Here is a 15,414-nt window from a genome sequence, read left to right as displayed (position 1 = left end):
GAACTTGGAACCTGTAAAGCTACCGTGCTAAGTGTAACGGGGATCGGAAAACCTATTAAGGGAGACGAATCAAAACTAAGGGAATGGCTGGACACACATTACAGCAATACCGAAATCCAGTTAGTGGAGGATGAGCGTGTTAGCACCCGTTTGCTGGAATTTATGATCAGCAAAGAAAAAGTGTTTATTGTGATGGGAGCCTACGGACGAAGTATTTTATCTACCGTATTTGTCCCTAACCCTGCTTCATTGGTGGTAAAACTGGTAACGCGTCCGTTTTTTATTACTCATTATTAATTTATTAATACCCAAATTACTATGAAAAAGATAATTGCAGCAATAGATGCGCTTCAGTTTTCCCCGGAACAGGTGAAAGCATTTAAATATTTTGCGAAAGAGGCGCAAGGAGCCTTAACGGTGGTATGCCTGGACGATATTGTAAGCGAACTGACACCAACAGGTGTGATGTACCCTGGAGGCTATGCGTATAATTATGAGCAGATTACTGCGGAAAGCCGGGCAGCATTGGAATTCCGGCGCGACAATAACCTGAAGCAGCTTCATGAACTTTGTGACGATAGCAATGTGGAAATTGAAGTCCGCGAAACTGCAGGAATGCCGGCCATAAAGGTAATGACAGAAAGCCGGTTTGCCGATCTTCTCCTGATTAATAGCAATACTTCATTTGCCACCCTGTATGATACAGACCCGCCCCGGTTTGTAAAAGATCTGCTGGCAGATGCAGAATGCCCGGTTATGGTATTACCGGAAGTGATGTCGCCAATTAAGCAGATCATATTTTCCTATAATGGTACATATTCCTCTATGTATGCCATCAAACAGTTTACCCAGCTTTTTCCCGGATATTCCGATATGCCGGTAAAAGTGGTGTATGTAGCGGAGAATAGCAACCATACAATTCCCTGGGAGCCTAAACTTCGTGAGTATATGGATTTACATTATGATACGGTGGAGTACTCCATCCTGAATGGAGAACCGGCTACTGAATTCCTGGCGCTGCTGATTAACCGGAATGATTGCATTGTTACCTATGGGGCATATGGCAGAAGTGGGATATCCCGCTTTTTCCACCGCAGCGATGCAGACAACATTTTACGTACGGTTAATATCCCCGTATTCATTACTCATCCCTGATAAAACCTGTTTATGAAAGGTCTGATAATTTACAAAGGCAAATATGGAGCTACCCGCCAGTATGGACTTTGGTTGGGTGATGCGCTGGGATGGCCGGTTATCCCGGCCGGTTCAGAAACTACGCAACAGCTGCTGAATGCAGACTGTATCATCCTGGGCTCCAGTATCTATATCGGTAAGCTTCAATTACGCAAGTGGCTGAAGCAGCAGGAGAATTTAATTATCAGTAAACGCTTGTTTCTCTTCCTGGTATCAGGTACGCCTCTTTCCGATAAGGAAAAACTCCAGGGTTATCTTGACGCGAATATATCGAAGCCTTTGAGAAACAGGTGCCAGTGTTTCTTCCTGCCCGGGAAACTTGAGTTCAGTAAGCTCTCGTGGAAAGACAAACTCTTACTGACAATTGGTTCCAAATTAGCCGGCGCTAAATCGGATGATATATCCATGGAAGATTATAATGATGTTAAAAAGGAACACCTGGAAACGATCCTGAATGCTGTAGGGAAATTGAGAGAGGTAAATGTATGAGAAACGGCACTATATCCCTGGTAATCCTCCAGTTGTTTTCTCTTTGCGCAACTGCCCGTAGCGTGCATTCACCCGGCGATTCAGCCGCTGTTACTATTTTTTACAGCAGAATGCAGCAAAGAATAGTATGGTTAACACCCGGGAAGAAGAACAATTTACAGGTGCTGGCCCGTTTTTTCAGGCAGGCTCCCTGCCTGGGATTAGACGAACGGGATTACCAGGCGCAGTTTATTTATGCAATGGCGGAGGATTCCCTGGATATTTTACCCGGTGGCGCTACAATGGCGGCTGACCGGCGTATAACAATGGAAGCCCTCCGTTTCTTTTGTGATGTTGCTTATGGGCCTGTGAATAACCCGCTGGTAAGATATAACGGATTGGTCACGCTTTCGGACAGGTATTCCGGCATGCCCGGCCTGCTGGCCGATTATCTGCAGGCTGATAGTTTTGAGCTGTTTCTTCAACGGGTGGAGCCGGCCGATACTGCATATGTAGTATTAAAACAGGCTTTTGCTTATTTTCATGATGTACTTACGGATACTGGTTTTACAGAAACGCCGGTAGTGTCGTTAAAGGCTGATACCACAAATGTGGCTTTGATCAGCAGGCTGCGTCAGCTCGGTTTAAGTAATGGCGCAGCTGCCGGGGGCCTGAAAGGCGATATTATAAAGGCACAGGAAATGTTTAACGTATTGAGTGATGGAACGCTGCGCAGCGGCTTCCTTCATGAACTGAATATTCCATTTGCAGTGCGGCTGAAGCAATTAAGCGATGCTTTGAACCATGTCCGCTGGCTGAATGCTTATCGCCCCCATACAATGATTGTAGTAAATATTCCATCCACCGGGCTGGAACTATTTGTGGATAATAAGCGGATGTTATATTCCAGGGTTATTACCGGCAAAAAAAGCACTCCTACACCAACCCTGGCAAGCCGTATTACCGAAGTAATATTATATCCTTACTGGATGGTACCATACAGGATTGCCACCCGGGAACTGCTTCCCCATATAAAACGCGACAGGCATTACCTGGATAACAACCTGTTTGAAGTGCTTGACCGGAAAGGCAGGATAACCGATCCGGCAAGTATCAACTGGCAGTCTCTCAGTGTAAGTAATTTTCCCTACGTAATCCGTCAGAATACTGGTTGTGATAATTCCCTGGGGATTATAAAGCTGAATTTTTACAGTCCCTTTACCGTATACCTGCATGATACACCAGGTAAGAGCCTGTTTATGCTAAAGCAACGTTTTTTTAGTCATGGTTGCATCAGGGTGGAAGAAGCAGTTGCACTGGCCCGTCTGTTATTGGAAGATACCAGTGCCGGAAGAATGGACGCACTCATTAAAGATGGGCCGCGGCCGGATCAGAAGCCGGTGGTGATACCGGTGAAATCAACTGTATTGGTTTTCGTATTATATAATACAGCCTGGCCGGATGATGAGGGCAGAATCAGGTTTTGCGAAGATGTTTATAAAAAGTATTAATTATCTTTTTTCAGAAGCTTTATCTTATTCTTTTTAAATTGTTCAATTACTTCCCAGGTCCCTGTATTCAGGATATCATGTTTGTTGCATGCAGCTCTTCTTGCCACCCAAACTCCTAATTGCATAAAATCAAAATGTGGTAAGGTATGCGCATCTGTATCAATCACCAGTTTTACGCCCTTTTTTATTGCTGCTTTCACCAGCCGATCATTAAGGTCCAGCCGGTTAGGCCGTGCATTTATTTCCATGGCAGTGCCGGTAGTGGCGGCCTGTTCGAAAACCTCGTTCCAGTTAACCGGTGAGGGGATCCGTTTACCAATCAACCGTCCGCTGGGATGTCCTATGCAATGTACATATGGATTTTGACAAGCCTTTACGAGCCTGGAGGTATTATCATGGGAGAAGCGGCTATGGATAGAAGCAATTACCCAGTCGAACTGAGCCAGTTGCTCATCTGTCAGGCTTAAGCTGCCATCTTCCAGTATATCCACTTCAATTCCCCTCTTTATAAAGTTAAAGCCAAGTTGGTTATTGAGCCGGTCTATTTCCTGATGTTGCCTGCTGAAATTTTCGGGGTGTAATGCGCCTGTCGTTTTTTCATTGGAGGCATGATCTGTAATTACTATATATTGATAATGGGGAAAAACATGCAGTACGTAATGTGCAATATGCTCAATGCTTTCTTCGCCATCGCCCCAGTTGCTATGTACCTGCATATCTCCTTTTATCTCTCCGAATGTAGGGAGGGAAGAAAGGGAGTATTTTGCGGCGGTAATAATACTTTCTTCATCTTCCCTTAATTCCGGATCTCTATACGCCATTTTCAGCTGCCCGTAAATATCTTCTTCGGCTTCTACTGCTATGTTTTTTCCTGATTTTAAATCCGATAACCCGGTTGCACTGAAGAGGAACCCTTTTTCCCTGGCCTGGTTTTCCAGCCATTTATTATACCATACAGGTCCGGTATAATATAAAAGGGCAGCCGCATATCTTTTCTGATCAGTTAGCCGGATATCTACCTGCATGTGATTTTTTAACAGGAGGCTGACCCTATCCCTGCCTTCTGCAATGACCCTGGATACAACCGGGAGCCTGGTTAGTTTGTATACCAAATGTTTCCTCAGTGATGATTTTACCTGTAATAGCATATCTATATCGCCCACTGTATCTTTTTTTCTTCTCAGGCTGCCGGTGAGTGCAGCCTTTTCTACTTCGGGAAATTGCTTTACTGCGCGCAACATTTCTTCTCCCGCCAACAGCGCTTCCCATAGCTGGAAATGATTTTCCTTGGCCAGCTTCAAGGCGCGCCTGATATTTTCCACTTTTATTGCATTGAACCCTTTAAGGTCTGCCAGTTGCCCCGAATTAACAATCGTGCTGCACTCATTAATGTTATTTACCCCAAAATGCTCATGAATAGCTATAATATTGGCAGTGCTGATATCGCTGATTTCCAGCAGTTCGCCTAAAGCCTCCGGGAATTTTTTTACTGTATTTTTCATACTGATGGTTTTATAGATATTACTTCCGGTACGTTTTCAAGTAAAGCTGGTTCTATAGATTCCTGGCAGAGGTTTTCTACTTCTGCCATCGCCAGGTTCTTCCTGGGGGCAGCTATGCCGGATTCTTCCAGGTAGGACGGGTGCGCTGCCAGTGTTTTACAAAGTACAATCCCCCTTTCCAGTAGCCTGCTTTTTTCACCACGGCTAAGTGTAGTAAGGCAGGTTACCGGGTATAACCCTGCCTGGTCAATGATATCTTTCAGACCTTTTCCGATGGGATAATCCCACGACATGAGATGTAGTCCCATACAAGTTGCATATTGCACCGCGTCCGTTGAAAAGCGGGTATTGGTAATAAGCCATGCCTCACATTGTTGTTGCGCCTTTTGATGCGTGTTTTTCCATTGCCATTCGATATCCCGGAACCTGGATTCTACATAAAGCGGGATCTTTACATCGCAGAAGGTCCCCTGTTGATGATGATATTTGCATTCAATAATATTTGAGATATTATTTTTTACTGCCAGTATATCCACTTCATGTTTAACACAATGCCCTTCGAGTATCCCATTCGTAGTTGCCGTGAATTTTTCCTGGCGGAATAGTTCGGCCACATATTGTTCAAAGGGAAATCCTGATGGTCCCAGGTCAAATATGGCCTGTTTTAATTGATATCTTCCTGCTGCTGGTTTCGCTTTCTTTTTCAGCAAACTATAAGCAATTTTGTAAATCATACGGGTTGGTATACCGGGATATATTTGCTTGTATAACTCATCCAGTATTGTTTCTATTACATCAGGCTTTGCCCCTGATTTTCTCAGGGATTGTCTGATCTTTTCTGCAGAAAAAGGTACTGTTACCCCGGAGGCTTTAGTGACAAGTATTGAAGGTTGTTTTGCTCCCATGCGAATATTGGTTTGATAATAATAAAATTATAACTAAGCCTGCAGGGGATAAATGATAGTTATTAGTTGTTTACCTGATTATAATCACTTCCCCCTGTGAGTCGGATCATTTATTTCAACTTTTCCTGGTAATACCTTGGTATTCTAAATCAATGGTTATGGCAGGTTATTTTGATCACTATTCAGCTAAAGGAAATTATATACTGGGTGAATTGGCCATGGAGCTAAGAGATCATGACAATATATCGAGGGCTGCCGGGGTATTACGCTGTACGCTGCATACGTTGCGGCGGTGTTTAAGTATAGAGGAATCGCTTCATTTCATTTCCCAGCTGCCCCTGATCATCAAAGGAATGTATGTTGATGGCTGGAAAATAAGTCATAAAGAACGTATCAGGACCTGGGATGAGTTTCTGCTGGAATTATCTGATACCGGGGACTCGCCTGCGGATTTTAATGACCGGCAAAATGCAGCTATTGCAGTTGCAGCGGTATTTAGGGTGTTAATGGTGCATATTTCAGCAGGGGAGATGTCTGATGTGGTAGCGCAGCTGCCGGCCCCGTTAAGAAATGCACTTTTAAGCCTTATGTCCTGCGATTTTTAGGTAATAGTTAAACAGGGCATGGATCGCTTGTTTTCCGGCAAACTAAGTGCTGTTTTTTAAAGAGGAAGCTGGGGGGATTATCTTATCTTTATCCGCAAGTTATTATAAGCCCGAATGCCCATACTTTATCTACCCGGTATTATTATAAGCGGTTTTTTATCCTTTGTTCTACTTACCCAATCGCGTAAATCAGTAGCAGATTACATGCTTGCCTGCTGGTTTGCCACCTCCGCCATTATGCTGCAGCAAGACCTGCTGGGCCTCTCTACGGTTAGCCGGCAGATTTTGGCGCCGAACAGTGGTCATTATATCAACCAGGATCAACCGGAGGTGATTGAAGAGGCGGTGAAGGAAATGATGTTTACATCTCCCTCATATAAAGCCCGGATATGCCCACAGCCATATACACAGTTTGGATCAGGCCCCGGTACTTCACACCTTCATCCGGAAGAGTAGTCCGGATGAAGGTGTGAAGTAATTGATTTTTACCTAATTAAAAATATCTGCACTTTTTTTTAATCCCGCGTAGGTATCATCTCCTGTTCAGTATACTTCTATTATTATGAACTTACCCATTCACGTTATAGAAAAATACCTGCGCGGGGAAGCCAGCGAGGAGGAAACCCGGCTGGTAAACGACTGGTTCTATTCAGCAGATGCAACAGAAGATACTGCTGATGAAGCGCTGCTGGCATTAAGACAGCAGATAGGGAAAAGAATTTATAACCGCCTGGATAAAAGTATAGGTCAGACCATACATGAACAAAAACACCAGCGCTCCAGGGTGCTGAAAATTGCTGCGGCAGCTGCTGTAGTACTGGGTATTGGAACCTATTTCCTGGTGCAGCAAACCGGTATCTTCTCCAGGAAACCATTAATTGCCAAAACAACGGTAAAGAAAGGTGGGGCCGGAAATAATAAGGCAACGCTCATCCTGGCAAACGGGAAGGAAATAGAGCTGGATAGTACTGCCGATGGGCCTATCGACAGCAAAAGCGGGGTACAGATCATAAAGCCGGAAGATGGAGAGGTGGCCTATGTGCCCACACATGAACAGGAACAGTCGTCATCGGTGGCTTATAATACCATTATTACACCAAAGAGCGGGCAGTACTGCATTACATTGTCTGATGGAACAAAGGTTTGGCTCAATGCAGCATCGTCACTCCGGTACCCGGTAGCATTTAATGCAGGCAGCCGGGAAGTGGAATTATCGGGAGAAGGATATTTTGAAGTTGCCACTGTGCTTTCCGGGCAAGGCAACAAAGTGCCGTTTACGGTATCGGTTCGCAACACGGGCCTGCCCAACGCCATGAAGGTAAAAGTGCTGGGAACAAAGTTTAATGTGATGGCTTATAACGATGAAGCAGCTATTGAAACCACACTGCTGGAAGGAAAAGTAGAAACTGCCTATTCCGCCGGCAGCGCTTCGCTATCGCCAGGCTTACAGTCGACACTGGAAAAAAACAACCAGAAATTTAAAGTTACCAAAGCTGATATACAGCGGGCGCTTGCCTGGAAGAACGGGGAATTCCGGTTTAACCGGTTGGACATTAAAGGGATCATGCGACAAATTGCACGCTGGTATGATGTTTCAATAGAGTACAGGGGAAATACGGATAATATTTACCTGTCGGGTGTTTTTTCCAGGAAAAGTGAAGTAAGCCAGATGCTGGATATCCTGGAAGCTACTGGTACCGTGCATTATCAGCTGGAAGGAAATAAGATTATCGTATCAACCAAATAAGAATTCCATGTCAATGAATAGTACTTAAAATTCCGCGTACATGCAGATCCAAAAAAATCCGGAAGTGCGCTCACACTTCCGGATAAAAACATTTGGGTCCAAACAGCCTGTAACAATTTCACTTTACAACCATTTATCACCCAAACATTATAAAGATAATGAATCTTATTCCCATTTGGGGCAGATTTAAATATCTGTGGCCCTTCCATGCCTCGTTTTTTCCAGCCATGAAGTTAATTACTTGTTTTATTCTTGTTGCCACCTTCCAGGTGAATGCCAGCACCATGGCCCAAACAGTAACAATAAAAGGGGTGAACATGTCGCTGCCGGCTATATTTGAAAAGATCAAAGCGCAAACCGGTTATGCTTTTGTGTACCAGGACGACCTGCTTAAAAAAGCCGTACCGGTAACTATTAATGAGATCAATAAACCGTTGGAAGAAATACTTCTGCAGGTTTTCAAAAGCCAGCCATTTATTTATGAATTAAAATACAAAACAATTGTGGTCAGGGGAAAACCTGCCTCCGGGCCGGAAGCCAGGCAGGGCCGGTTTCTCCAGGCAACTGGAACCGTTTACAACAATATAGGGGAACCGCTGGTGGGCGCTACTGTGGTGATCAGAGGCACACAGACCTCCACTATCACCAACAACGCCGGCAAGTTTACCATAAAAGTGCCCGATGCCGGCGCCACCTTAGTGATCAGCTATGCCACTTATATTTCCCAGGAAATTCCTGTGCTCAGTACCACCCGTTTTCCTATTGATGTAGTGCTGCAACTCAACGCAAAAAGTATTGAAGAAGTAGTAGTGGTTGGATATGGCACGCAGAAACGAAAGTACCTCACCGGCTCCATCGCTTCTATTGGTCCCAGGGAACTCAGGCAAAGCCCCGTTGCCAATATCAGCAATGCACTGGCCGGCAGGTTACCCGGCCTCATCACCGTGCAGAATAGCGGTGAACCGGGGGCCGACGGGTCCAACCTCTTCATCAGGGGATTAAGCACTACGGGTAACAACAGCCCTATTGTACTGGTAGACGGGATCCAGCGCTCCTTTGGGGATATTGACCCCAACGAAGTGTCGGACATCAGTATTCTTAAAGATGCAGGTTCTACAGCTATTTACGGTATCAACGGCGCCAATGGCGTAATACTGGTTACTACCAAAAGAGGCACCACCTCCAAGCCCCGTATAAATGTAACCCTGCAAAACGGATGGCAAAGCCCTACCAGGTTACCGGAATATGCCGATTCATACGACGGGCTTACCATGTACCGCGAAGGACTGATCAACGACGGGCTGCCGGTGGCCATACAGTATACGGATTCAGTATTAAAGTATTACCGCGACAGAAGCAAGCCGGCTTACCAATACATCTATCCCAATGTAAACTGGATGGATGCTATGCTGAAGCCCTATTCCCTGATGCAGCAGGGTAATATTAACGTGACGGGCGGTAATGAATTCGCCAAATACTTTGTATCCATGGGATATTTAAGACAAAACGGCTTGTACCGGTATGAAGACCAGATCGAGGGATACAACATGCAGGCCATCACTAACAAGTATAATTTCCGTTCCAATATTGACCTGCAGATTTCAAAAGACCTCAGCATGGAACTGGGCCTGGGCGCTATTGTGCGCGACAGGAACTACCCCGGCGCCAATGCAAGCGATATTTTTAGTGCCATTAAATCAGCCCCCGCCTGGTGGTACCCGGTTACTAACCCGGATGGCAGTCCTGCTGCATTTAATACCGTGCCGGCCTCTCCATATGTGCAGTTAACCCAATCAGGCTACCAGCGGAATTTTGAAACGAACCTTCAATCAACCGCAGGCTTTAAATGGGACATGCATTATTTCCTGAAAGGGCTCAGCTCAAGGGTAAGGCTCTCCTTCGATAACACCAACTACCGGAATATGAAGCGGGGCCTTTCCAGGCGTACCTTCCTTTACAAGCTGTTGCCCGGTGTAATAGCTGATACAGTGACCGACCTGGCAAAAAGCGGTACCTACCAGGTAATAGAAAACGGGGATGGTACCCTGGGCTATGACGTAAATGCCAACGGCAGCAGGCGTACCACGCTGGAAACTTACCTGAACTACGATAATACTTTTGGCCGGCATACCATACAGGCCATGGTGCTTTACACCCAATCCTCCTTTTTTGACGGAGTAGGCGGTGGAATAGGCAATGCCATTCCGGGGCTTCCTTACAAAAACCAGGGCGTTGTAGGAAGGGTGATGTATAACTATGATAACCGCTATACCGTGCAATTCTCCGGCGCTTACAACGGTGCGGAGAACTTCCCTGCCGGTAAACGCTTTGGGTTTTTCCCCGCTGTTTCCGCAGGCTGGGATATAGCCAAAGAACAATTTATCCGCTCCGCTCCGGGCTTGTCGTTTGTAGACCAGGTAAAGATAAGAGGCTCTTATGGCATCACCGGAACCTATGCCCTGCCATCCGGCAGGTTCTCTTACCTGAGCCAGTGGAACCCTAATGATGCAGGTTACCAGTTTGGCGTAAACCGCGATGGTACAGGCTATGGCGGCGCCTATGAGCAGCGGATCCCCAACCCCAATCTTACCTGGGAAAAGGGCTACAAAACCGATGTGGGCCTGGATGTGGGATTATGGAACGGAGGATTGAACATGACCGTAGAATATTTCAGGGAGAAACGAAACGACATTCTTATTAACTCTGAACTGGTGCCAGCCACCGTAGGACTGTTGAACCAGCCCGCATTAAATGCCGCCATTGTTAATAAAAAGGGCATTGACCTGTCTGTTGAGCACCGGCATGAATTCGGGAAACAGGGCTATGCCGTTCGTGTCAACTACTCCTATGCCACCAACAAAATTGCCTACTATGCGCAGCCGGATTATAAAGGCAGGGAATGGCAGGCAAGAGCCGGCAGCGAAGTGGGGTCCATATACGGTTATACGGCCATCGGCTTTTTCAAAAGTGCGGATGATATTGCGAAAAGCCCTTCCCAATCTGTATTTGGAAACGTGCAGCCCGGCGATATCAAGTACAAGGACATTAACGGGGATGGTATCATTAACTCCCTTGATGCCGGTTACCTTCCGGGAAAGCGTAACCAGCCCACTTCTATCTTAGGGTTGAGCCTTTCTTACCACTACGCCGGCTTTGATGTGAGCGTATTATTCCAGGGCGCTTACGGTGGCTCGCTATTGGTGAACGGGTCTGGTATCTTTCCTTTTTCAAGATTTGCCGGTGTACTGGCCGAAGTTAAAGACAATCACTGGGTAGCTTCCAATCCTGACGGAGATTATAAATATCCGCGTCTGTCGTCGCAGGACAATACCAATAACCAGCAGAATTCCACTTTCTGGATCTACTCCAGCAATTACCTGCGCTTAAAAACAGTGGAGATAGGATATAATATTCCCCGGTACTGGCTTGGTAAGATAGGATTCAGTAATGCAAGGATCTTTGTAAATGGTATCAACCTCATTACCTGGGATAAACTGAAAATCTTTGATCCCGAAATATCGAATGGGGGCACCGGCACTTATCCGCAGCAGCGGGTAGTGAATGCGGGATTAACTTTTTCCTTTTAAAAAATGACCACGATCAGGCACTGGTTATCTGAACAAATTAAAATCAACAACAAATGATACGTAAAATATTATTCCACGGACTCATACTTCTCTGGGTAACCGCCATATCCTGTAAGAAGTATCTGGATGTTGTTCCCAAGGAAATTGTTACAGAAAAAGACATTTACGATAATATCAATACGGCGGAACGGGCCTGGGCCAATATGTATACGTCGTTAAACACAAGCACCACGAACATTTATTATAACACCGTGTTGGGCGCCTGTACAGATGAATGTAAAAATCACTGGGAAAATGTGCCGGAGCAGAAATTTAATTCCGGTGCATGGGGCCCTACTGATAACTCGCTGGACAATTGGGGATGGGCTTACCAGTTTATAAGAAGAGCAAATATCTTCCTGAAAAATATAGATAAAACCCCTATTCCCCAGGACAGGGCCGATTACTACAGCACCCGGATCCCGCAATACAAGGCGGAAGTACGTTTCCTGAGAGCTAAATTATATTTTGAGCTGCTCAGATCCTATGGTGCAATTCCACTGTTGGGAGATGATGTTACAGATGTAAGCGAAAGCATTCCCGAATCACTGAATACCAGGAAGCCGGTAGATGAGGTGGTGAATTATATTATAACAGAGCTGGACCAGGCAGCGCCGGTATTGCCCATCGATTATACAGATAACCCCGGTGAAACCGGGCGCATTACCCGTGGCGCAGCGATGGCGTTAAAGGCCATTACATTGGTATACGCAGCCAGCCCTTTGTTTAATGGCAACACCATGTACGCTGGTGTGAAAAATACAGACGGTGCACAGCTTTTCCCGCAAACCTATGATAAGGAGAAATGGAAGAAGGCTGCCGATGCAGCAAAGGCAGTACTGGATATGAATGTATATGCGCTGAACAATCCGAACCCATCGAACCCGATAGACAACTACGCACGCCTGTTCTACTCCCGCGAGTATAAGGAAACCATTTTGCCTTATTTAATGGGCTCCACCAGGGACCTGGATCAAACCATGCAGCCGAACGGCCAGGATGCGCAATCGGCCGGGGGAAATGGTAAATTCAGCGTATTCCAGGAGATGGTAGACGCATACGAAATGAATAACGGGTTGCCCATTACGGATGTCCATTCAGGTTATACCAAGGACGGTTTCTGGGATGGGCCGCTGTGGGATGGAAAAGCATACCGGCAGGCAACGAACGTTTCCAATATGTATAAAAACAGGGATCCCCGTTTCTATGCCAGCATCAATTTCCAATATACTTTCTGGGATTCCACCAACCACAGGCGCCCATTGAAATATGCCTACTTTGGCAACAATGGCGGGGCTTCCGACGGATGGCCCAAATCAGGTACCAATTGCGAAACCGGGTATAACTGGAGAAAATGGTGCGATCCGGGTGTAAACCTGAGAGGCGGAGGAAACGGTAACAGGAATTTCCCGGTAATACGGCTGGCCGAAATCTATCTTATTTATGCTGAAGCTATGAATGAATACCTGGACGCTCCCAGCCAGGAGGTGTACGATGCTGTTAATAAGGTAAGGGCCCGCGTATCAATGCCGGCATTACCGGTGAGCGGCACCAATGATAATACAAAAGTGGGAATGCGGAACCGGATCCGGAATGAATGGCGCGTGGAATTTGCTTTTGAAGGAAAACGCTTCTGGGATGTGCGCCGCTGGCTGATTGCTGAAAACGTAGATAACGGGGATGTGCATGGTATGAACGCCCGTCCTTCTTCAGCAGAGCTGCAGGCTACCGGTTTTGATCCGGGCAGCGAACAGGCGGGCCTCGCTGTGTTCTATAAACTTACTACCATACAACGCCGGGTATTTGCAGACAGGCATTACCTTATGCCAATTCCCCAATCGGAAATAGATAAGGGAGGCGGTAAACTGGTGCAGAACTTTGGCTGGTAAAGCCTGATAAAAAGCGCCGGTACTTTTGATGTACCGGCGCTTTTCCTTTTATCCTAAAAATGAAAAAAGCATATGCTTCAGCCTGAACTTTAAACGCTCGAGGGCTTTGTGGATTTGGTTGTCTACCGTTTTTTTGCTGATGTTCAGTGTTTGCGCGATCTCCTTCGAGGTCATTCCCTCTTCCCGGCTGTATTGAAAAATGAGCCTGCATTTTTCCGGCAGCTGGTCTATTTCCTTATATACAAGCTCCAGTATTTTCCTGTTATGTACCGCATCACTGATTTCGGGAACCAATTCCGGGTGGTTGTCCATTGCTGCATCCCGGGTATATTTCCGTGCGTAAGCCTTCTTCCTGATCTGGGTGAGCACCTGGTATTTGACAGCCGTTACCAGGTAGTTTTCAAACTGGCCTATCTCTACTTTTTCCCGGTTGTTCCACAAACTTAAAAATACATCGTGCACCACGTCTTCCGCCGCCACAGCATCTTTCAGGTGCTTATTGGCAACAATGAACAATTTCTCCCAATACCTTTTGTATAAATCGTTAAACAAATCTCTATCACCATTGGCTAAAAAAGTTGGTGATCCTTCAGACGTGGACATAAATGTAACAACCTATTTAATCAGGAATCGATATATTAATCTGGCTTTTAAAGAGATCTTCGGAATAGCACAAATATAGTAAATATATTCCGGCGTATTACCCCTGTAAGTGTTTTTAGCAAAGGGATTTTGGAAGATGAATAAGCCCCGGTAACGCCCGGGGCTTTCCTGTTTTTGAGATCTCCATATTTATACGATCTTAGCGCCATGCTTAAAGATTTCCAGATTGTGCCTGCTTTGCAGGCGTTGAATCAACACCAGGTACAGATAAAAATTCTTGAAAGTGAGGATGCTTTCATGGATATCATAGGAACGGAGGGGTATTTTTATGTGTATAAAGGCGACCTGCACCTGGAGGGCGACTTAATACTCGAGCCGGAACATCTCAACAAAATGCCCGATGGACGGCCCATGTCGGGGTTTATAGTGATTGGCCACCTGACCGTTGACGGCAGTGTGCTCAACGAAACAGGCGATTACGGCCCCGCCTTGTATGTAAACGGGAACCTTACCTGCCGCAACCTGTTGATTGGCGGATCTCCCGTGAGGGTGGAAGGCGATATCCGTGTGGAAGAAGTGATCATGCTGCACTACAACCACGGCTGGATGCAATGCGACCGTACCATTACCGCTCCTGTAATGATTGTGGAAGACTATCACCTGATGCCCTGCCGGAAGGAGATCAGCCGGTTTTATTATAACGACAACGATCCCGAAAGCCCCGAAGCGAATGAATGCAGTGAAACGGAAGACGGTGACCAGGTGATCTCTGAAAATCTGCGGGCATTGCTGAGCAATCCCATGACCACCAGCTTTGAAGAAATCCGCCGCGACCTCGCAGCGGGGGAAAGCATACTGCAACCCCGGGAAAGAACTGCTGAATACTGGCGCAATAAGGTACGCCGTAACTGGCGCGACCTGAAGCGGGTGCCCATGGAAATGCGCACCACCAACCTTTGTTATGAGGCCATGAGCTACTATATAGGGGCGCTGCAATATTTTCCACCTGGCGCCATCACCATGGAACTGGCCACCGCAGCAGCTGAGCGCGATGGGAAAGCGTTGCGTTACCTGCCGCCGGAGCTGATCACAAGGGAGCTGTGTTATGTTGCCGCCAGGCACGGTGCTGTATTACGGCTGGATATACCCGAGCAGTTTTATGAGCATGCACTGCTATGCACCGTAATTAAGGAAAATGACTGGCAGATGGAACATGTGCCCGTTGCTTTTATTACGGAAGATATGCTGGTGCTGTATGTGAAATCTGGTCGCGGTGCATGGCTGGACAGGTACTGCCAGCAATCGGGCGTATCCAAACAAAAAGTGCTGGAGCGGGTAATGGGAGATGACATAAAATATCTTGA

The 15,414-nt window shown here is 46.3% G+C and carries 13 protein-coding genes; 10 read left to right on the top strand and 3 right to left on the bottom strand.

All coding sequences use genetic code 11. The features are described from left to right. The 4 genes from VIM72_RS16855 to VIM72_RS16840 all read left to right on the top strand — a co-directional run. On the top strand, window positions 1–297 hold a 297-nt coding region (locus VIM72_RS16855; protein ID WP_332003999.1), incomplete at its 5' end, for a hypothetical protein. Window positions 298–318: 21 nt separating this feature from the next. Continuing rightward, window positions 319–1,155, top strand: coding sequence for a universal stress protein (locus VIM72_RS16850; RefSeq protein WP_332003998.1), 837 nt, complete (start codon window positions 319–321; stop codon window positions 1,153–1,155). A gap of 12 nt (window positions 1,156–1,167) precedes the next feature. After that, the gene (locus VIM72_RS16845; protein WP_332003997.1) at window positions 1,168–1,683 is read left to right on the top strand and encodes a flavodoxin domain-containing protein; all 516 of its coding nucleotides are present in this window, start codon (window positions 1,168–1,170) and stop codon (window positions 1,681–1,683) included. Continuing rightward, the gene (locus VIM72_RS16840; protein WP_332003996.1) at window positions 1,680–3,173 is read left to right on the top strand and encodes a L,D-transpeptidase family protein; all 1,494 of its coding nucleotides are present in this window, start codon (window positions 1,680–1,682) and stop codon (window positions 3,171–3,173) included. The genes VIM72_RS16845 and VIM72_RS16840 overlap by 4 nt, the downstream gene beginning before the upstream one ends. Here VIM72_RS16840 and VIM72_RS16835 read toward each other — a convergent pair. Continuing rightward, window positions 3,170–4,675 carry a DNA polymerase III gene (locus VIM72_RS16835; RefSeq protein WP_332003995.1) on the bottom strand — a complete coding sequence of 502 codons (1,506 nt, stop codon included), beginning with the start codon at window positions 4,673–4,675 and terminating at the stop codon, window positions 3,170–3,172. The two genes, VIM72_RS16840 and VIM72_RS16835, sit on opposite strands and share 4 nt — an antisense overlap. Next, window positions 4,672–5,580: an ATP cone domain-containing protein gene (locus tag VIM72_RS16830; RefSeq protein ID WP_332003994.1), complete on the bottom strand. Its 909-nt coding sequence runs from the start codon at window positions 5,578–5,580 to the stop codon at window positions 4,672–4,674. The genes VIM72_RS16835 and VIM72_RS16830 overlap by 4 nt, the downstream gene beginning before the upstream one ends. A gap of 158 nt (window positions 5,581–5,738) precedes the next feature. Between VIM72_RS16830 and VIM72_RS16825 the strand changes: the two genes are divergently transcribed. The 5 genes from VIM72_RS16825 (at window position 5,739) to VIM72_RS16805 (ending at window position 13,447) form a co-directional block, all read left to right on the top strand. Further along, window positions 5,739–6,185, top strand: coding sequence for a DUF2267 domain-containing protein (locus VIM72_RS16825; protein WP_332003993.1), 447 nt, complete (start codon window positions 5,739–5,741; stop codon window positions 6,183–6,185). 114 nt (window positions 6,186–6,299) lie between these two features. Beyond that, complete coding sequence (locus tag VIM72_RS16820; protein ID WP_332003992.1) at window positions 6,300–6,641, top strand: hypothetical protein; 342 nt, start codon at window positions 6,300–6,302, stop codon at window positions 6,639–6,641. A gap of 106 nt (window positions 6,642–6,747) precedes the next feature. Then, on the top strand, window positions 6,748–7,932 hold the full coding sequence (locus VIM72_RS16815; RefSeq protein WP_332003991.1) for a FecR family protein: 1,185 nt from the start codon (window positions 6,748–6,750) through the stop codon (window positions 7,930–7,932). A gap of 227 nt (window positions 7,933–8,159) precedes the next feature. Next, on the top strand, window positions 8,160–11,519 hold the full coding sequence (locus tag VIM72_RS16810; protein ID WP_332003990.1) for a TonB-dependent receptor: 3,360 nt from the start codon (window positions 8,160–8,162) through the stop codon (window positions 11,517–11,519). Between the two features lie 53 nt (window positions 11,520–11,572). Next, a complete protein-coding gene (locus VIM72_RS16805) occupies window positions 11,573–13,447 on the top strand; it encodes a RagB/SusD family nutrient uptake outer membrane protein (protein ID WP_332003989.1) in 1,875 nt (624 codons plus the stop codon). Between the two features lie 48 nt (window positions 13,448–13,495). On the opposite strand, the gene VIM72_RS16800 is transcribed toward VIM72_RS16805, so the two are convergent. Then, on the bottom strand, window positions 13,496–14,050 hold the full coding sequence (locus VIM72_RS16800; protein ID WP_332003988.1) for an RNA polymerase sigma-70 factor: 555 nt from the start codon (window positions 14,048–14,050) through the stop codon (window positions 13,496–13,498). A 207-nt stretch (window positions 14,051–14,257) separates the two neighbouring features. On the opposite strand from VIM72_RS16800, the gene VIM72_RS16795 reads away from it, so the two are divergent. After that, the coding region (locus VIM72_RS16795) for a polymer-forming cytoskeletal protein (protein WP_332003987.1) at window positions 14,258–15,414 on the top strand (1,157 nt) is incomplete at its 3' end.

The sequence above is a fragment of the Chitinophaga sp. genome, from assembly GCF_036569185.1.
Taxonomy (GTDB): domain Bacteria; phylum Bacteroidota; class Bacteroidia; order Chitinophagales; family Chitinophagaceae; genus Chitinophaga.
The sequence above is the reverse complement of the archived record's forward strand: the minus strand, read 5'-3'. Positions and strand labels throughout refer to the sequence as shown.

Bases quoted from the DNA above. Each gene is read 5' to 3' on its own strand.
- VIM72_RS16830 (WP_332003994.1), bottom strand. From the start codon at position 5,580: ATGGGAGCAAAACAACCTTCAATACTTGTCACTAAAGCCTCCGGGGTA.
- VIM72_RS16810 (WP_332003990.1), top strand. From the start codon at position 8,160: ATGAAGTTAATTACTTGTTTTATTCTTGTTGCCACCTTCCAGGTGAAT.
- VIM72_RS16850 (WP_332003998.1), top strand. From the start codon at position 319: ATGAAAAAGATAATTGCAGCAATAGATGCGCTTCAGTTTTCCCCGGAA.
- VIM72_RS16815 (WP_332003991.1), top strand. From the start codon at position 6,748: ATGAACTTACCCATTCACGTTATAGAAAAATACCTGCGCGGGGAAGCC.
- VIM72_RS16845 (WP_332003997.1), top strand. From the start codon at position 1,168: ATGAAAGGTCTGATAATTTACAAAGGCAAATATGGAGCTACCCGCCAG.
- VIM72_RS16835 (WP_332003995.1), bottom strand. From the start codon at position 4,675: ATGAAAAATACAGTAAAAAAATTCCCGGAGGCTTTAGGCGAACTGCTG.
- VIM72_RS16825 (WP_332003993.1), top strand. From the start codon at position 5,739: ATGGCAGGTTATTTTGATCACTATTCAGCTAAAGGAAATTATATACTG.
- VIM72_RS16840 (WP_332003996.1), top strand. From the start codon at position 1,680: ATGAGAAACGGCACTATATCCCTGGTAATCCTCCAGTTGTTTTCTCTT.
- VIM72_RS16805 (WP_332003989.1), top strand. From the start codon at position 11,573: ATGATACGTAAAATATTATTCCACGGACTCATACTTCTCTGGGTAACC.
- VIM72_RS16800 (WP_332003988.1), bottom strand. From the start codon at position 14,050: ATGTCCACGTCTGAAGGATCACCAACTTTTTTAGCCAATGGTGATAGA.
- VIM72_RS16820 (WP_332003992.1), top strand. From the start codon at position 6,300: ATGCCCATACTTTATCTACCCGGTATTATTATAAGCGGTTTTTTATCC.